Annotated in this window: 17 protein-coding genes and 2 pseudogenes; 8 read left to right on the forward strand and 11 right to left on the reverse strand. The window is 67.2% G+C overall.

Annotation, left to right across the window (positions count from 1 at the left end; all coding sequences use genetic code 11):
* The 4 genes and pseudogenes from TVNIR_RS21370 to TVNIR_RS04575 form a co-directional block, all read right to left on the reverse strand.
* On the reverse strand, positions 1–588 hold the full coding sequence (locus TVNIR_RS21370; protein ID WP_015257810.1) for a molybdopterin-dependent oxidoreductase: 588 nt from the start codon (positions 586–588) through the stop codon (positions 1–3).
* Between the two features lie 335 nt (positions 589–923).
* The gene (locus TVNIR_RS04565; protein WP_015257811.1) at positions 924–1,778 is read right to left on the reverse strand and encodes a UDP-2,3-diacylglucosamine diphosphatase; all 855 of its coding nucleotides are present in this window, start codon (positions 1,776–1,778) and stop codon (positions 924–926) included.
* Between the two features lie 64 nt (positions 1,779–1,842).
* Positions 1,843–2,016: pseudogene (locus TVNIR_RS04570) on the reverse strand (glycosyltransferase); the annotation flags it as partial.
* 193 nt (positions 2,017–2,209) lie between these two features.
* On the reverse strand, positions 2,210–2,992 hold the full coding sequence (locus TVNIR_RS04575; protein ID WP_015257812.1) for a GNAT family N-acetyltransferase: 783 nt from the start codon (positions 2,990–2,992) through the stop codon (positions 2,210–2,212).
* A gap of 168 nt (positions 2,993–3,160) precedes the next feature.
* On the opposite strand from TVNIR_RS04575, the gene TVNIR_RS04580 reads away from it, so the two are divergent.
* Positions 3,161–5,170, forward strand: coding sequence for a pyruvate kinase (locus TVNIR_RS04580; RefSeq protein ID WP_015257813.1), 2,010 nt, complete (start codon positions 3,161–3,163; stop codon positions 5,168–5,170).
* Here TVNIR_RS04580 and TVNIR_RS04585 read toward each other — a convergent pair.
* A complete protein-coding gene (locus TVNIR_RS04585; protein WP_043740202.1) occupies positions 5,083–5,601 on the reverse strand; it encodes a phosphatase PAP2 family protein in 519 nt (172 codons plus the stop codon). The two genes, TVNIR_RS04580 and TVNIR_RS04585, sit on opposite strands and share 88 nt — an antisense overlap.
* A 34-nt stretch (positions 5,602–5,635) precedes the next feature.
* On the reverse strand, positions 5,636–6,772 hold the full coding sequence (locus TVNIR_RS04590; protein ID WP_211263178.1) for a glycosyltransferase family 4 protein: 1,137 nt from the start codon (positions 6,770–6,772) through the stop codon (positions 5,636–5,638).
* A 282-nt stretch (positions 6,773–7,054) separates the two neighbouring features.
* Here TVNIR_RS04590 and ribH point away from each other — a divergent pair, with 282 nt between their 5' ends.
* From ribH to thiL, 3 genes are all read left to right on the forward strand, one after another.
* Positions 7,055–7,540: a 6,7-dimethyl-8-ribityllumazine synthase gene (ribH, locus tag TVNIR_RS04595; protein ID WP_043740204.1), complete on the forward strand. Its 486-nt coding sequence runs from the start codon at positions 7,055–7,057 to the stop codon at positions 7,538–7,540.
* Between the two features lie 156 nt (positions 7,541–7,696).
* On the forward strand, positions 7,697–8,179 hold the full coding sequence (gene nusB, locus TVNIR_RS04600) for a transcription antitermination factor NusB (RefSeq protein ID WP_257720612.1): 483 nt from the start codon (positions 7,697–7,699) through the stop codon (positions 8,177–8,179).
* Positions 8,180–8,475: 296 nt separating this feature from the next.
* Positions 8,476–9,462, forward strand: coding sequence for a thiamine-phosphate kinase (gene thiL, locus TVNIR_RS04605; protein WP_015257818.1), 987 nt, complete (start codon positions 8,476–8,478; stop codon positions 9,460–9,462).
* Between the two features lie 104 nt (positions 9,463–9,566).
* Here the strand turns inward: thiL and TVNIR_RS20455 are convergent.
* A pseudogene (locus TVNIR_RS20455) lies at positions 9,567–9,764 on the reverse strand (hypothetical protein); the annotation flags it as partial.
* Positions 9,765–9,818: 54 nt separating this feature from the next.
* On the opposite strand from TVNIR_RS20455, the gene TVNIR_RS20460 reads away from it, so the two are divergent.
* The 4 genes from TVNIR_RS20460 to TVNIR_RS04630 all read left to right on the forward strand — a co-directional run bounded on the left by TVNIR_RS20460 (position 9,819) and on the right by TVNIR_RS04630 (position 13,840).
* Positions 9,819–10,289: a transposase gene (locus TVNIR_RS20460; RefSeq protein ID WP_015257819.1), complete on the forward strand. Its 471-nt coding sequence runs from the start codon at positions 9,819–9,821 to the stop codon at positions 10,287–10,289.
* 292 nt (positions 10,290–10,581) lie between these two features.
* A complete protein-coding gene (locus TVNIR_RS20465) occupies positions 10,582–11,703 on the forward strand; it encodes a transposase (protein ID WP_052316611.1) in 1,122 nt (373 codons plus the stop codon).
* Between the two features lie 54 nt (positions 11,704–11,757).
* Positions 11,758–12,255: a phosphatidylglycerophosphatase A family protein gene (locus TVNIR_RS04625; protein WP_015257821.1), complete on the forward strand. Its 498-nt coding sequence runs from the start codon at positions 11,758–11,760 to the stop codon at positions 12,253–12,255.
* 631 nt (positions 12,256–12,886) lie between these two features.
* Positions 12,887–13,840, forward strand: coding sequence for a porin (locus TVNIR_RS04630; protein ID WP_015257822.1), 954 nt, complete (start codon positions 12,887–12,889; stop codon positions 13,838–13,840).
* 387 nt (positions 13,841–14,227) lie between these two features.
* On the opposite strand, the gene TVNIR_RS04635 is transcribed toward TVNIR_RS04630, so the two are convergent.
* The 4 genes from TVNIR_RS04635 to TVNIR_RS19635 all read right to left on the reverse strand — a co-directional run bounded on the left by TVNIR_RS04635 (position 14,228) and on the right by TVNIR_RS19635 (position 17,646).
* On the reverse strand, positions 14,228–14,545 hold the full coding sequence (locus tag TVNIR_RS04635) for a hypothetical protein (RefSeq protein WP_015257823.1): 318 nt from the start codon (positions 14,543–14,545) through the stop codon (positions 14,228–14,230).
* A gap of 502 nt (positions 14,546–15,047) precedes the next feature.
* Positions 15,048–15,368 (reverse strand): hypothetical protein, encoded by a 321-nt coding sequence (locus TVNIR_RS04640; RefSeq protein WP_015257824.1) that lies wholly within the window; start codon positions 15,366–15,368, stop codon positions 15,048–15,050.
* 690 nt (positions 15,369–16,058) lie between these two features.
* Positions 16,059–17,120, reverse strand: coding sequence for a DUF3179 domain-containing protein (locus TVNIR_RS04645; protein WP_015257826.1), 1,062 nt, complete (start codon positions 17,118–17,120; stop codon positions 16,059–16,061).
* Positions 17,121–17,469: 349 nt separating this feature from the next.
* Positions 17,470–17,646 (reverse strand): hypothetical protein, encoded by a 177-nt coding sequence (locus tag TVNIR_RS19635; protein ID WP_015257827.1) that lies wholly within the window; start codon positions 17,644–17,646, stop codon positions 17,470–17,472.
* Between the last annotated feature and the right edge of the window lie 19 nt (positions 17,647–17,665).

Here is a 17,665-nt window from a genome sequence, read left to right on the forward strand (position 1 = left end):
TCAAATGCGAGCCTGGGTATCGACGGTCACCATCCCGTAGCTGCGCGCGGTCTTTGCGGTCAGGTAGCCGGCCTCGTTGCTGGCGGCGGAGCTGGCCAGCAGGCCGGTGGTGTTCCAGCGGTTGACCAGTTCACCGTTGTCGTTGCGGGAGACGAAGTTCGCGTCGCGGTCTTCCTTCATCCGCTTCGCGATGCGCGTGAGCGCCTCGTCCCAGGAAATCCGCGTCCATTCGTTCGAACCTGGTTCGCGCACTTCCGGGTACAGCACCCGGTTCGGGCTCTTGATCATGTCGATCAGGCCGGCACCCTTCGGGCATAGCGTGCCGCGGTTCACCGGGTTGTCCGGGTCGCCCTCGATATGGATCAGCGCCGGGTGGGCGTTCTTCGCGCCGCTTCCCAGGCTGTACATGATCACCCCGCAGCTCACCGAGCAGTAGGGACAGGTGCTGCGGGCCTCGGTCGTGCGCGCCAGCTTGAAGCTGCGCACCGAGGCCTGCAGTTCCGTGGGCGAGAAGCCCAGCGCGACGAGGGTGGAGCTGCCCATCCCCGCCGCGCATATCTTCAAGAACGTTCGTCGTGTGACTTGCATCGACTCCTCCTCCTCGCAACTCGGTGCGGCGGGGCTTGTGCCCTCATTGTGGTCGGCCGGACCGGCGGCTCGCCGGTGGAACCGGCCCGCGGTTCGTTACAGGGCAGAGCGGCGACGGTTCGGAGAAACCCCCGCCGCTGCCGCGAAAACCCCGTAAGTCAGGAGTATAGGAGGTGGCTGGAGGTTTTCCAGAGAGGAGTGCTTGCCTCGGTGGCTGGCAGACGAAACGAATCGGCCGTCCTCCGGGCGCCGCGTAGGCAGACTGCGAAACGACGTGGGCGCGCCGGCACCGGCCATGCCTCGGGGCTGGACGAATCCCTCAGCCAGCGAGCGATTCAGGGCCGCTGCGTGACTGGATCCGGAAGCGCGCCGAGCCAGGCCAGTTCGGGGGGCAGTGGCGGCAGTTGCGAGTCGCAAGCGGTCTGCACCGTGTCGCTGGCGTCCAGCCGGACGTGGTCCGACCAGTGCACCAGGTGCAGGAACCCGCCGTGGTCTTCGATCAGCGCGGTACAGTGCTCCACCCAGTCGCCGGTATTGCAGTACAGCACGCCGTCGCGGGAATGGATCCCGGCCTTGTGGATGTGGCCGACGATGTGGCCGTCGAATCCCCGGTCGCGCGCGACGCGCGACGCGGCCGCCTCGAAGCGGCCGATGTAGTCGCGGGCTCGCCCGACGCGGGTCTTGGCCCAGGCCGACAGCGACCAGTACGGAAGTCGCAGCAGCCGTCGGAATCGGTCGACCCAGCGGCCGAGCCGCAGCAGCACCTGGTACCCGAGGTCGCCCATCAGATGCTGGAGCCGGCTGTGACGGACCTCGGCATCGAACTGGTCTCCGTGGCTGACCAGGAACCGGCGCCCGTCGGCCGTTCGGTGTTCGAGATCGCGCAGGATGCGCACCCCGCGGATTTCGCTGCCGACCAGGCTGCGCAGGGCCTCGTCGTGGTTGCCGGGAATGTAGACGACGTCGATGCCCCGGTCCGCCAGTGCCAGCACGTGTTCGAGGACTGCTGCTTGAGCCGTCGTCCAGAACACCCGCCGGCGCATCGCCCAAAGATCGAAGATGTCGCCGACCAGCACCAGCCGCTCGCAGTCGAGGCGCTGCAGGAAGTCCAGAAGGTAGTCGGCGCGGCAGTCGCGGGTGCCGAGATGAACGTCCGACACGAAGGCGGTACGGCAGTCGAGTGAGCGCATCGCGCGGCTCCGTCAGTCCAGACCGCGCTAGCGTCGTTCGGGCGCGTTACCGGGGCATGGCGTGCGGTTGAACCTTTTCTGAACCGGGCTCGGTCTCGCGCTCCGTGCCGGGATACGCCGGTGCGATCAGGTCGACCTCGTGCCCCATCGACCGGAGGTCGCGCCGGAATGTCTGGATCGACGTGGACACGCCATTGATCCTGGGAAAATACACATCCGACAGCATCAGGACACGCATGGGTTTCCATCGGCGCAGGGCAGGGGGCGAGGATCGACAACACCCCTGACCGGAGGCATTCCGATCCGGGCCGGGTTTACAGGGTATCGTGAAACCGGCCGCGCTGCCCGCCATCCGCGCAGGCGCGCGCGGCACGAACCCGATCTGGATCGTGACCGGCCTGCGCTGCCGATGCGGGTCGATCCGGTCGGTGTCAGCTGAACGGCACCGGTCCTCGCAGGAAGTGTCGGCGGTACCGGTCGGGCACCCGGCGCACGTCGAGCAGGATGAACACATCGGCGACGCCGAAGTCCGGGTCGTGGCAGGCCTCGCCGCAAACCCACGCGCCGAGGCGCAGGTACGCCTTCAACAATGGCGGAGGATCTGCCGGCGTACCGGCGCGCCATTGCAGCTGCGGGACCGGATGCCGCGGTACCACCCGGTACTCGGGCGGCCCCAGGTGTTTCTCGTAGAGTTGGTGCAGCAGAGCGTGGACCGACGGATCGTTCTGTGGCAGCGGGATGCTGGCGCAGCCCATCATGAAGTCGAATCGATGGGCGGTCATGAAACCGGCGAGCCCGGTCCAGAGTGCGTTGATCGCCCGGCCCGTACGGTAATCGGCGTGCACGCAGGTTCGCCCGACCTCCATCACGCGGCCGGGCAGTTCGTTCATCCTGCCCAGCGCGAACTCGTCTTGCGAATAGAAGCCGCCGGCTGCCGGGGCATCGTCGGAGTTGAGGATGCGCGTACTGGCGACCACCTCGTCCGTGCTTGCGTCGCGGACCAGCAGGTGCTGGCAGAAATCGTCGTAGCGGTCACGGTCGATGCCTTGATCCGCGCTGGCCAATCGGGCGCCCATCTCCTGCGCGAACACGCTGAAGCGCAATTGCTGGGACGCCAGCACGTCGGCCGGTGTCGCGGCGATCTCTGCTACCAGCAGCGGCTGGCGGGGAGCCGGGGTCCGGGAACCGTATTCGGCCAGGTGCGGCATGCGCATGCCCTTGGGGGTGAATGAACCCCAGAGTGTGCCGAACGCTTGTGACAAGGGGTTGATCGTTGCGTGAACGCCCGATGAAGCAGCTCTCGAGGAATGGGCTCTCGAGGAATGGGCGCCACCCGCGTGCCGTCATCGCGGCGTCATGGAGCGCTGGTATAAGCCCGGGCCATGACGAATCTTGACCAGCCTGGCGTCGACGGTGAGTACCGCGCGCTCCTCGAGGAAATGCACGCGCTGCGCCAGCAGGTCGTCGATGGCGCAGCCACGCGCCTGCAGGAACTCGCTGCGCGGAAAGAAAGCGGAGACTTCCCGGCAAGCGCGTGCAACCTCGCGCAGTATCTCGCAATGCGCTGCCGGGACCTGCGCCCGCTACAATTGCGCCTGGCGCGGAAGGGGCTGTCATCGCTTGGTCGCGTCGAAGCGCATGTGCTGGCCAGTATCGACGAGGTGATCCGCGTGCTCTCGGGCCTTTGCGCCGAGCCGGAGCCGATGCTCGAGCCGCCGCCCGCACCGGGTTTCGATGCCGGTAACGAATTGCTTGCGTTGAACACACGGACCCTGTTCGGTCTGCCCAGGCCTGGGCGGACGGCGCGCGTGATGGTGACCATGCCCACCGCGGCCGCATCGGACGGGGAGCTGGTTCGTGCGCTGCTCGAGTCGGGTATGGACTGCGCCCGCATCAACTGTGCGCACGACAGCCCGGCGGTCTGGCGGCGCATGATCGACAATATCCGCCAGGCGCAGCGGGTCGTCGGTCGCGACTGCCGCGTGGTCATGGACCTTGCGGGGCACAAGGTCCGTACCGGTCCGCTGGCCGACGAGCCCGCGGCAACGCAACTGCGCCCGCAGCGCGACGCGTTTTCCGGTGGGCGCAAGCCGGTCGCGGTCAGGCTGGCGCCCGAGTCGGCGACCGCGGTGGAACCGCCGGCCAGCGGCCAGCCGCCGACGATGACCGTCGACCCTCGGGTGCTGGCGATGCTCTCGCCGGGGGATCGGCTGTCGTTCAGCGACCTTCGAGGCAAGACCCGCAAACTGATCGTCGAACGTGAACTGGACGACTCGACCTGGCTCGCGCGCTGTCCCAGGCGCGCGGTGATCGGCCCCGGAACCTCGATGCGCCTGATGCGCAGGGCGAACGGCCGTTGGGCGCCCGTTGATGCCGAACCGGTGTACCTGGGTGGGCACCGGACCCGGCCGATGCGGATCGTGTTGCAGCTCGGCGACGCACTGAACCTGACCAGGCCCGAACTGCCCGGTCGGCCCGCGCGCCTCGACGCCGACGGGCGGGTCGTCGAGCCGGCGCGGATCGGCGTGACGGCCGCGAGCGTGCTCAAATGCCTGTCGCCCGGTCAGGCCGTCTGGATCGACGATGGCAAGCTCGGCGCCGTGGTGGTCGAATCGGATTCACGGTCGGCGTTGCTGAAGGTCACCCACGCGCCACCGGAAGGGTTTCGCCTGAAGGCCGACAAGGGCATCAACTTTCCCGGTGCGCAGTTGCAGCTGGGGCCTTTGAGCGAAAAGGATCTCACGGACCTCGATTTCGTGGTGAGCCATGGGGATCTGGTGGGATTCTCGTTCGTGCAAACCGCCTCCGATATGCGCGCCCTGATGGAGGAACTCAAACGCAGGAGCGCCGGCGACCTCGGCATCGTCGCCAAGATCGAAACAGAACGAGCGCTGCGTCACCTGCCGGATATCATGCTCAGTGCCATCGGCAGGCATCCGCTGGCGATCATGATCGCGCGTGGCGACCTCGCGGTGGAGATCGGGGGCGAGCGCCTCGCCGAGATCCAGGAGGAACTGCTGTGGATGGCCGAGGCCGGCCACGTCCCTGTCGTCTGGGCCACTCAGGTGCTCGAGAGCCTTGCGAAGACGGGTTCGGCATCCCGTCCGGAGTTGAGCGACGCCGCGATGTCGGTGCGCGCCGAATGCGTGATGCTGAACAAGGGACCGTTTATCGTCACCGCGCTGCGTGTGCTCGACGACATCCTGCGCCGGATGCAGGATCACCAGCAGAAGAAGATGCCGCAGCTGCGTGCGCTCCAGCTCGCCGCCGGAGGGGCTGGAATTAAGGGTGCCGGCGTGTCGGCTCAGCTGGCCAGTGCGGCGAAGAGCAGCACCGAGAGCGACGCCACCGCTGCACCGATCACGGCGCCGGCGAGCACATCGCTGGGGTAGTGCAGCCCGAGCACCGGCCTCGATGCGGCCACCAATACGGTGAACGGCACCACGATCCAGAACCATTCCGGGTAGTGGCTCAGCAGCACGATGGAGAACGCGACCGCGTGCAGCGTATGGCCCGAGGGGAAACTGTACTCGTCCAAGGGTGGCACCCGGCGGACGATGCGGTCGCTGACTATGAACGGCCGGGAGCGGCTGGTGTTGGCCTTGAGCCACTTGTAGATCTGCAGCGAGACCAGCCCGGTCAGCGCCATGTGCACGCTGGCGGTCCACGCACCGAATCCGTGGACCAGCGGCAGCGCCAGCATCAGCGTGTACCAGAACACGCCGTCGCCGAGGCGGCTGAACAGTGCGAAGAAGCGGCCGATGGCCTCGCGCCGGTTGGCGCGGTTCAGCCACTGGCACAGTGTCAGGTCCAGCGCGCGCATGCGTGCCAGCGTGGGAGACGGCGTGAGCGGGCGTTCAATCATCCGGATTCTCCGTGGCGCGTCGCAGCAGCGCCTCGTAGCGGATACAGACCTGCGACCAGTCGATCTCCAGCGCGGTGCCGCGGCCCGCTGCGGCGAGCCGGCGCGTTTCCCGCCGATCGGCGGCCAGGTCGGCGACGGCCTGGATGAAGCCCGGATCGTCCGTGGTCGGGAGCGACCGGCCGTTCCGGCCGTCCGCCAGGTGTTCGCGCGCCGCGGCATAGTCGAACGCGACGACCGCCAGGCCGCTGGCCATGGCCTCGAGCGTCACGTTGCCGAAGGTCTCGCTGCGGCTCGGAAAAACGAAAATGTCAGCCGAGGCGTAGTGTTCGGCCAGGTCGGTTCCGGTCCGCATCCCGGCGAACAGAACCTCCGGGTGCGCTCGCGCCAGGGCGGCCCGCGCGGGCCCGTCGCCGACGACCACCATACGGGTGCCAGGGACGCCCTCGCGGGCCGCGTCGAACGCGCGCAGCGCAAGCGGCAGGTTCTTTTCCGGCGCGATGCGGCTGACCATCAGCAACACCGGATCCTCCGGCCCGGCGCCCCAGGATCGCCGCAGTTCGTCGCGCCGCCGCGACGGGCTGAAACGCTCGGTGTCGATTCCCCGGGACAGCACGTCCAGTTGCCGGAAACCGCGGCGTTCGAGATCGTCGGCCAGCGCCCGCGTCGGCACCAGGGTCAGGCGGGTTCGATTGTGCAGTCCGCGCAGATAGCTCAGTGCCGGTCGCTGGAACAGGCCGAGCCCGTAATGGGTCGCGTACTGGTGAAAGTTGGTGTGGAAATCGCTCACCACCGGAATGCCGAGGGCCGTGGCGGCGCGTACCGCCGACCAGCCCAGGGGACCCTCGGTGATCATGTGTACGACATCCGGGCGGTCGTTGCGCCAGAGCGCCTTCAGTCGGCCCACCGACGGCGTGCCCATCCGCAGGCCGTGATAGCGGGGCACCGGCACCCCGGGCATCAGCACGGTCTCGACCCCGGGAATCTGGAGGCCCGCGTCCGTCCCACGCTGGCGTACCCGCACCAGGGTCACGTCATGGCGCCCGCCAAGCCAGGCGACGAGCCGGTGGATGGTCATGGCGACGCCGTTGACCTCGGGCGGCCAGGTTTCGGTGACCACACAGACCCGCAGGCGAGGCCCGGTGGCGTCGGCTGCGAGGTCGCGCGCGGGGCGGGGCTTGAGAAGTGCTGAGTTCATACCCATGCACCATGCGCCCCGATGCTGTCAGGCTTATGACCGGGCGATGACGAATCGGTGACAGCGACGACACGATCTGCCGCGCTGGCCCCGGTTTGGGAGCAGCGGGGCGCGCGGACGCGGTGTTCGCGGCCGATCCGACCGGGGCATGGGGGGGAACGCGGTGGTACAATGCCGCGCTTCCTCGCGGCGTCGGATTCGATCAAGGACAGCTTCATGCACAACATCAAGACTCTCGAAGGGCGGTTTACCGCCGCCGGCGAGGCCCGCTACGGCCTGGTGCTGGCCCGCTTCAACAGCCTGATCGTCGAGCGCCTGCTCGAGGGCGCGGTCGATACGCTGCGGCGCAACGGCGTGGCCGACGCGCAGATGACGATCGTTCGCGTGCCGGGGGCCTACGAATTGCCGCTCGCGGCGCAGGCGATGGCGCGTTCCGGCGAGTTCGACGCGGTGGTCGCGCTCGGCTGCGTGATCCGTGGCGCGACGCCGCATTTCGACTACGTCGCGGGCGAGGCGGCGAAGGGTCTGGCGATGGTTTCGCTGGCCGAGAACCTTCCCGTCAGTTTCGGCGTATTGACCACGGACTCGATCGAACAGGCGATCGAGCGCGCTGGCACCAAGGCCGGCAACAAGGGAGTCGACGCGGCGCTGGGGGCGATCGAGATGGTCAGCCTGATGGCCCAGCTGCGGCCCGCGGATTGATTGGAAGCGAGCGCCGGGGGATGCCCCGGGGGCAGCCGGCCGGCCGCAGGCGACGGGGTGCCGGTTGGGCGCCCGCAATTGCCGGCCGCCGACCCCTGGTCGGTCACCGGTGCCGGATTGAATCAGCAGATTGAACCAGCAGGAAGTGGTATTCCCTTGAGTCGACACGATCACCAGCGGCAGATCCACGCCCGCCGGGCAGCCCGGCGGCGCGCGATGCAGGCGCTGTACTCCTGGCAGCTGACGCAGGACGATCCCAGAAATATCCTGGCCGAGTTCCGCGAGGACGAGGAACACGCGCGCGCCGATGCGGAATACTTCCGCGAAATCCTGATGGGTGTCACGTCTCGGGCCGCCGAGTTCGACCGGCTGCTCGCGCCAGCGCTTGGTGGCCGGCCGCTGGCGCAGCTCGACCCGATCGAGCACGCACTGCTGTGGCTCGGTGCCTGGGAGTTGTCGGATCGGCTCGATGTGCCGTATCGCGTGGTAATCAACGAGGCGGTCGATCTGGCGAAGAAGTTCGGTGCGGAGCAGTCCCACCGGTTCGTGAACGGGGTGCTCGATGCACTGTCCCGCGATCTTCGATGTGCCGAGCGCGCCGCCAGGCCGGCGCCGCGCGGCAAGCCCCGTGGCTCCTGAATGCCGCGCGATGCAGGCATCCCGTCGATGCGCATGCCGTGCCGCCCGGCGAGCCGCGGACGCGGTGCGCTGCGTACTGTCATGGCGTGGGCGGCCACCCGCGACGATGAAAGAGGCGTAGGGCGGAAGAGGCCGAAGGCCGTCATCCGCCAGCCGGCGCCCGGGGTACCGCGGGCGCCTGGGCACTGCGAACGCCGTGTGGCGGATGACGCTGCGCTCTTCCGCCCTACGGGTCTACGGGTCTACGGGTCGCCCGGGACGGGACCCGGGTTCTTTCACGTGAACGCTACCGTGCCATGTCTGAACGCCTGCTCTCCGAGTTCGAACTGATCCACCGGTTCTTCACCGGGCGTGATCGCGGGCCGGGGATTGCCCTCGGCGTCGGCGACGACTGTTCGCTGCTGGCACCGCGGCGGGGGCAGGAGCTTGCTGTCAGCGTCGATACCATGGTCTGCGGTACTCATTTCTTCGAAGACCAGCCGGCTGCCGCGGTCGGGCACAAGGCGCTTGCCGCCGCGCTGAGCGATCTCGCGGCGATGGGCGCGGAGCCGCTGGGGGCCCTGCTGGCCCTGACGCTGCCCAGGGTGGATACCGACTGGTTGCAGGAGTTTGCGGCGGGCTGGGGGGCACTTGCCGAACAGTTGCGCGTGCCGCTGATCGGGGGGGATACCACGCGGGGGCCGCTGGCGATCAGCGTCACAGTGCTGGGGCAGGTGCCGGCCGGCGCGGCGCTACGGCGCACCGGTGCCCAGCCCGGCAACCTGGTCGTCGTCAGCGGATCCTTGGGAGGAGCCTTTGCCGGCCTGCAATTGGAGCAGCAGCGGCGTGCTGCAAGGCGGGAGCCGCCCGCGGTTGAGGATTCCCGCTGCAAGCGCTTCTTCCGGCCCGAACCGCGGCTGGCGCTGGGGCGAACGCTGCGCGGGCGCACGCGCACCGCTATCGACCTCTCGGACGGCCTGCTGGCCGATCTGGGCCACGTGTGCACGGCTTCGGGCTGCGGCGCACGCCTGAGCGCAGATGATTTGCCGCGGGATCCACTGCTGGCCGACTGGCCGTCGGGGCCGTCCCTGGCCGCGGCGTTGTCCGGTGGCGACGACTACGAACTGCTGTTCGCTTGGCCGGCGCGGCAGCGGGGCGAACTGCGACCGCTCGCGGCCGCGCTGCAACTGCCGCTGACGGTGATCGGGGAGTTCGTCGAGGGCGGGGGTATCCAGGTGCTGGACGCGTCGGGAACCCCGATTCCGCTCGCGCAACGGGGGTTCGACCACTTTCGTCCGGACTGAAGCTCTGGACCGTTCGCATGCAGTCCGTCCCGGTCGCCGGGGAGACCGATGCGCCGTTCGGCCCAGGCGGGATGCGCACGCGCAGCGGCTGTCGTCCGGCACTGACTCTCATGGCGCGGGTGGCCATCCCTGAGGATGAAAGAGGCGTAGGGCGGAAAAGGCCGAAGGCCGTCATCCGCCGGCCGGCGTCGGGGTTGCCGCAGGCGCCGGGGAGGTGCGAACGCCGAGTGGCGGATGACGCTGCGAGACTGTGAAAGTATTCGCCCCGAGTCTCGGGTTCGGGGGTGGGGGCTTGGTAGAATTGGCGCACGCTGTGATGCCCCCCCCCACGTGCATGGGGCGATTGAGGAAAGCCGATGCTGAGCGAGCCTGAGTCTGCACCACCGGAAGCGTTGACCCTGTGGCCGTCCCCGGAGGACGGTGGACCCCCGGCGGCGGCCGGTCCGGAGCCGCGCCCGCCGTTGCCCCGGTCGCGGCGGTACAAGGAAGGGCCGTCGGGAGAGCAGCCGCTGCTGCTGCCGGCGTGCGTGGACGACTACGTGGCGGCGAACCATCCGGTGCGGGCGATCGCGGCCTACGTGGAGATGCTGGACCTGGAGCGGTTGGGCTTTCGGCATGCCGGGGGTGCGCTCACGGTGGGGCAGCCGGCGTACGCGCCCGGCGATCTGCTGAAGTTGTATCTCTATGGCTATCAGGAGCGGGTGCATTCCAGCCGGCGTCTGGAGGCCGAGTGCCGCCGCAACCTCGAGGTGATGTGGTTGCTGAACGGGCTGCGCCCAAACTATCACACGATCGCTGATTTCGTAAGAACAACGCCGCGGCACTGAAGGCGGCGAACCGGGAGTTTGTGCTGCTGTGCCGGGAGCTGGGGCTGATCAGCGGGACCCGGGTGGGGGTGGACGGGAGCTTCTTCCACGGCAATGCGAGTGCCGCCAGCGTCAAGACCAAGAAGCAGTTGGAAGCGGAGCTGGCCGCACTGGAACAGGACATCGACGGCTACTTGGCAGCGCTGGAGCGAGGGACGCCGACGCAGCGGCGGCCGAAGCGACAACGGTCAGCGCGCAGCAGCTTGCGGATCTGCAGGCGCGCGCGCAGCGCCGGCGAGAGCAACTCGAGGAGTTGGCCCGGACCGGCGAGACCCAGATCTCGCGGACCGATCCGGACGCCCGGCGCCTGAGCAAGAACGGGCAGAAAGTGACCGGCTACAACGTGCAGAGCGTGGTCGATGACCAGCACCACCTGATCCTGACCCACGAGGTCACCAACGCCGGAAACGACCTGGGCCAACTGGTGCCGATGGCGGAACAGGCCCGGCAGATGCTGCTCGATGGGCAGACCACGGAAGCCGCACAGCCGCTCGAGGTGTTGGCGGATGCCGGTTATTTCACCGAGTCCGACATCGCGGCCTGCGCGTCGCGGGGCATCGTGCCGTATGTGCCGGTTCCGGAGAAGACCGGTGCGGCCGAGCGGGCCGGCCGTCTGAGCGCCCGGGAGTTTGTCTACGACGCCGAGCAGGACCGGTACCGCTGTCCGGGTGGGGAAGCCCTGCATCCGTACGGCCAGCCGGATACCCGTAACGGCGTGAACTACCGGCGCTATCGCAGCCGCGCGTCGGTCTGCCAGTCCTGTCCTCTGAAGGCGCAGTGCCTGCCGCCGGCCGGCAAGCGTCGGGAGATTCTCCGCTCCGAGCACGCCGAGGCGGTGGAGCGGCATCGGGAACGGATGGCGGCGGCGCCGCAGGTGATGCGCCAGCGCGCGGCGCTCTGCGAACACCCGTTCGGAACCCTGAAGCGCTGGCTGGGGTGGGACCACTTCCTGGTACGGGGGTTTGACAAGGTGCGCGGTGAGATGGCGATGATCGTGCACAGTTACAACTTCCGCCGCGTGCTCAGCATCCTGGGGTTGCGGCCTTCATCGCCTACTGCCAGGCGCGGGGCGTTGCGCGCGGCTTTCTTGCGGCTTGGTACGGGCTCCTCGAGCGCCTCTGCCAGCCGTTCTGGGGTCGCGATGACCCGTGGCCCATGGCCGGGACCGTTAGCGGCTCGCACCGTCCACGCGCGGCTCCGTTCGTCCCAGTGCGTTTCACGCCTGCTCCCTAGCATCGGTGCCCATTCTTTCACGGTCTCTGCGCTATTCCGCCCTACGGGCCACCCGGGGCGCGACGCGGATTCTTTCACGTTATGCTCGGCTTCGGCGCGGGCAGGCGTTTTCTGGCCCGGTGTTCGGCCGCGGCGGGCTTAACGCCTGCATTGGGGTAGGGTATAAAGCCCGGCACGCCAACTGCCGGAGCTGCCGATGCCCCGACCGCCCCATCCGCCCGCATCCCTGGTGTTCCGGGATCCGGTACACTTGCTCGCGTTCGGCTTCGGGAGCGGGCTCGCGCGCTGGGCGCCCGGCACGTTCGGGTCGGCGGCGGCGCTGGTGTTGTATTTTGCCATCATCGGGCTTCCGGACTGGGCCTATCTGGGTGTGGTGGCACTGGTCACGGTGTCCGGGTTCTGGATCTGCGGGGAGAGTGCCCGGCGGTTGGGAGTACACGATCACCCCGGCATCGTCTGGGACGAATGGGCCGGCATGCTGATCACGCTGGCGTTCGCCCCTGCCGGGCTCGTCTGGGTGCTGGTCGGGTTCCTGCTGTTCCGGTTCTTCGACATCGTGAAGCCGTTCCCGGCGCGCTACTTCGACCGGCACTGGCACAGCGGCGTCGGGATCGTAATGGACGACGTCGTCGCGGCGATCTACGCCTGGCTGGTGCTGCAGGCGCTCGCCTGGGCGGTGATGACGTACCTTTAACCTGAAGGTCGCGACCATGCCCGGGCCCCTCGTGGGAGCGTGCCTTGCACGCGAACGCGCCGCAGGCGCGCCCCTGGCGCTGGCGGCCACCCCAACGCCGTTTCGCGAGCGAGGCTCGTTCGCACACGGTGGATTCCAGCGTAGCGGCCACCCCAAGCGCCAACGCACCGCCGAAGCACTCTGGTCGATTGCCTTTCATCATCGGGGGTGGCCGCCCGCGCCCTGGAGTTTGCGCGGCGACCGTGAGCGGGGTGGGCCGTATGCGTGCCCCTCGGCCTTTTCCCCGCGGGAGGGTAAGGGGCTTGCTCGCTCCCCCGCTTGCGGGCCACGGCCCGGGGTGAGTGCACCGCGGCGGTTCGTTAGGGGCGCTACCGGTGCGTTGCTGCGCTGGCGCGATGCCGCTGGCCGCGATCGGGTCGACCACGGTTGTCCGGCCCGAAACGGTCGATTTCGGGGTCAAAGTGTTGCGCATGAGAGACAAACACCCCCTCGGTGTCACTTTTTTATCAGAAAAGGGTTGAAATGCGACACCGTAGCGTATATAAAACACCTGTCATTCACGGAATGGCATTGAGCGATACCCGCTAACCGTGTTTCAAACCTGTTTTCAACTGTCCTGGGAGACAACGTCATGAACAAGAAACTTCTCGCTGTTGCCGTCGCCGCCTTCGTGGCTGCTCCGGCCATCGCCACCGCCGACACCACCCTGTTCGGCCAGGTCAAGTACGAAGTCGGTGCCATCGAGGATGGAAACGATCGCAACCTGGTCCACTCGACCGAAGGCACGCGTCTTGGCGTGCGGGGTGCCGAGGATCTCGGTGGCGGCATGCAGGGTATCTTCCGCCTCCAGGGTAATTTCGGTGGAAAGAACACCTCGTTCGCGAACCAGAACTATTCCATGAACGAAGAGGCCTGGGTGGGCCTGCAGGGTGACTTCGGCCGCGTGCTGCTTGGCCGTAGCGACAGCGCCATGAAGCTGGCGTCCCTGCCGTTCCGGGCCTTCACCGATACGCTGGCCGACCTGAACAACCGTCCGTTCAGCTGGGGGCGTGCCGAGGGCGTGCACTACACCACGCCGAGCTTCAACGGCCTGACCGTTTCCGCCACGGTCGAGCCCATGGGCGTTAAGGCCAAGTCCTACTACGCGCTGAACGCGATCTACAAGCAGGGTCCGATCTTTGTGTCTGCCGCAGTGGAAGATGCGAACAGCCTCGGTCTCTTCCAGGGCGGCGGCAAGCAGATCGTTCCGGGCAACACCAACTGGCAGATCGGTGGCAGCTACGACTTCGGCGCCGGTACCGTTGGCCTGCTGTACCAGGATATCGACGACATCGCCGATGTCGTGACCCTGCCGGTGACCTTCAAGGTGACCCCGCAGGTGTCGCTGCGTGCCGCGGTGCAGTACCGCGATTTCGACAACGGGCCTGTCGATGACCTGACGAACTTCGCCGTTGGCGCCAGCTACCACTTCAGCAACCGCACCGAGGTGTTCGCTAACGTCTGGTATGACGACGAGGTGAGCAGCACCTTCGGTGGTGCCGAAGAAGAAACCCAGCTGGGTATCGGCCTGCGTCACAGCTTCTAAGCGGCCATTGCTGCTGCAGCGCTGGGGTGCCCTTCGGGGCACCCTTTTTTTTTTTAGGGGGCGGCGGCAATAGGAACGGGAGGCGCGGTTCCTTCGTTCGGTTTCCGGAGTGCCCGCTTCGATCGCACTGGCGGCATTCGATATCCTGATTCGCGCGGATATTCCGCAAGCCGGCGGGAAGTGTGCTGCCAGCCGAAGACAGCGGATCCGGGCCCGCGCACCGGGTCTGCGAGGTCTATCCCGTGCGGTGGGGCGAGTGGTCGCCCCGCAGGCCAGCCGATTGCGAGACCCTGGATACTCGATGGGATCCCGAATCGGCAGGGTGTCAGGCCCGTGGTTCAGGGGCCGCTGGCCTGCAGGTGTTCATCGGCGGGGTAAATGGTGCGCCTACCGGTCGAATGACGGGTGATCGCCCGCACCGGGGATCGGCTGACCGCGGTCGTAGTAATCGCCCGTGGGTTCGCCAGCCTCCTGTTCCCCGGTCATCCCCGGGTGGTCATCGGCGCCGGGAATCGGCTGATCCTTCCGGTAGTACGGCTCGTCGGGCTTGCCGCGGCTGGGCATGGATCCGCTATGTGCCGGGTGGTCGTCCGCTCCGGGGACAGGCTGCCCGGGCTGGTAGTACGTATCCGCACTGGCCGTCTGGGCGAAGGCCATCGCGGGAAACAGCAGTGCGCCAAGTGCGAATGTCTTCAGATGTTTCATCGGGATCTCCTTGAGCCGTGCGTTATGGTCGTCTTGTATGGTGGTTTCTCCCCGGTCTGTCATGGGGATGGTCAGGCCCTCTCGGCTAGGTGCGGCGAACAAGCGGTTGCCATGCTGCTTTCGTACTCTCTCGACTCTTTCGCCGTGTCGATGGCTGGATGTCGCCGAAACGGCCGCTCATCGTGGCCTTGACCGATTGTCGCTACTACTTGGCCTGTACGGCCTGTACGTTTCATGATGAGCTTGGTGACAGTAGGCCATACCCGACCACAGAAGACCCTACGCAAGAACACGTAGGCAAGGGCAGCGGGTTGCGAACGCGGGTGCCCGTGCAAGCCGCCCGCTTCGGGGGGCGGGTACCACGAACGTTGGAGGACCGGAAGTTGCCGCACTGACCATCAGCCGCACGTGAGCGGCCTGTCGACCGTACTTGGGGGCTCCTGTCGTGGCCGGTAGCCACCGGCCGCCCGGTGGGTCGGGGCGGCCGGGGCACACGCACGGCTCACATGCGCGTCCTGCCGAGCGGAGCGTGATCGCCCGCACCCGGGATCGGTTGGTCCTTCGTGTAGTACGGCTGGTCCGGCTTCCCGGCGCTGGGGACCGTCCCGGTCATTCCGGGATGATCGTCAGCCCCGGGTACGGGCTGGTTCTTCTGGTAGTAGGCCTGAACCGGCTTGCCACCCGAAGTCACGATCCCTGCGAGTCCCGGGTGGTCGGTGGCACCCGGAATCGGCAGGCCGTTGGCCCCGTGTGTGGACCACTGCGCTGCGGCCATCGCAGGCATCAACAGTGCGGCGAGTGCAACGATCTTGAGGTGTTTCATGGTCATCTCCATCGAGTCGGCTGTGGGTCTTGCGGGCTGGCCGGATCTGTTGCATCCGGTCAGCTGTGCTTCCGTCCATCTACGATGAACTTGAATACAATTGAACCATCTGCAGACCGGAATGACCCTCCGTAAGATTTGCTAGGGGAAAACCGAACCCTATGAAACATATATGTGTTTTCTTATTCCGAGCGGATTTCCGGTCGGCTGGATGATGATGGATGGCGAGGCGCGCGCCCGAGGTCGGAGTTCGATCCCAGCGGGCGTACTCGTCGCGCGGCGGGGTATTCGGGAGGTGGGACAGCGGATCGGTAGCCAGGCCCATATCGGCGGCACCCGGTGCCCGCGACGCTCCGGCACCCGCCGCCACCCGCCGCCACCCAGGCGCCGAATGGCGGATGTCGGCCTTCGGCTTCTTCCAGCCTTGTGTATCTGCCAATGTCCCGTAGGTTGTGCCACCGGCACAACGTCGTGGGCGTTGGCGGTGGTTCGGGGTCTGGGGCTGTGGTTGCGTCGGTCGTTGTGCCTTCTGCGTCGGCACAACCTGCGCGGCTTGACCGATCACGGAGTACCTACGCTTCTTTCATGGCTGGGGCTGCTCATGCCCTGGCAGTTCGCCGCGATCGACAGCCTGTGATGGATCCGGTGCCCGTGGCGAGCACCGGATCCCCCGTCGCGGGTGTGAGTCTTTCAGAGCACCGCCACCACGTCCGGATAGTACCCAGCCCAGGCGAACCAGTTGGCCTGAAAGCCGTTCACCGGCTCGGTTCCGTCGATTGCACCGCTGGCAATCCGGTCCGGGAACCCGCCCGACAATGCCGGCGTCCGTGACATGCGTCCACGATAGATATAGCCGGTATCGAGGGCGGAGTCGTAGAGCGCGGTGAAGTCTTCGCCGTGCGCGTTGACTTCGAGTCGTCCTTCGGTCCGCAGCCGGTCCAGGCTGAACGCCACCGCGCGGTCGGACATCCGGGCGCCGACGAAGATCGCCTTGGGCGGTGCGCGGTCATCGCTGTTGATCGGCGTGAACATCGGCGGTTCGTGCTCGGCGTAGTAGCCGGAGACCGGGTTGTAGCTGCCGTAGGGGTCTCGGTTGTAGTCGCGTCCCCACTGGGTCGGCTGGGCCATGACCCGCGTCTCCGGATGCAGTGCACGCCATTGCCCCCAGGTGGTCCAGACGACCGGACGCTCGACCAGTGCGCGACCATGGTGCTCGCCTTTGACCGCGATTCCGAACATCTGGGGAAAGTACGACAGGGTTTGGTTGTCGTAGATCGTGAGGTTGCTGTTCACCAACTTGCCCGACACTGCGAATACCTCGGTACCTCGTTCGATGCACAGGATATCCGCCACCATCGGGCAGTAGGTGATCGCGACCGGCAATCCCGCGACCGTGTCGTTCACGACCTCGTGCCAGACCATGATCCGCTGCGGGTACGCCCGGGCATCGCCGGCGTGGACGAAACCGAAGACGATGTCGTCATCGTCGAGCCACGCGCTGCCCGTGCTGGCGCTGATGAACTCGGGGTTTTCGATTCGCGGGATTGCGTCGCGAGCCACCCCGGCTTCCCGGAGGTCGCCCGCATAGACATCCAGCGCCAGCGGCGCATGGCGCTGTCCCGCAAGCACCGGAAAACGCGGTGCCGGACCGTTGCCGGTCACCATAGGACCGGAACACCCGATCAGGGCCATGCCGCCGAGGCCGACGACGCCGCGCAGAACCGAACGACGCGAAACGGGTCGATTCAACATTGTTGCCTCCTTACATCCAGGGTTGGGCGGTCTTCCCACGTCTGCGTGCCCGGGGTTCAGGACGTCCGTTCCTCCCGGGTTGGGTCCGGGTGCCCCGTTCCGGCTGGCGGGTAGATTTCGCGGTGAGCTGAACACGACTAAAGCAGTTCAGCCGCCACAAGGCACTACGCACGAATGCGTACGTGAAAACCGCAGCCCGGAATCCGCGCCAACGGGGCAACGGCTCGTATCATCTGCTACCCAGGTTCACGTGAACGAAGCGGCTGATCCCGATTGGGGCGGCTTGGAGGGAGGATGAGAGCGCAGTGCCATCCGTTGGCTGCTAGGGGTGGGCGGTCGGGTCGAGGGATCAGGTGACCCGATGTCGAGCCGGGTCGCGCCCTGACACAGGGCACGCCCTGCCGAAGGCCTGGCCCGCGGCATGCGGGCTGGGCAGCACGATCAGCCCATCCACGGCGGGCTGCGCCTGAACGGACCCGCTCAGCCCGAGGGTGGCGAACGCCAGCGCGATCATTCGCTGGAACATGGTGTTCTCCCTTGCGTGG

The sequence above is a fragment of the Thioalkalivibrio nitratireducens DSM 14787 genome, from assembly GCF_000321415.2.
Taxonomy (GTDB): Bacteria; Pseudomonadota; Gammaproteobacteria; order Ectothiorhodospirales; family Ectothiorhodospiraceae; genus Thioalkalivibrio; species Thioalkalivibrio nitratireducens.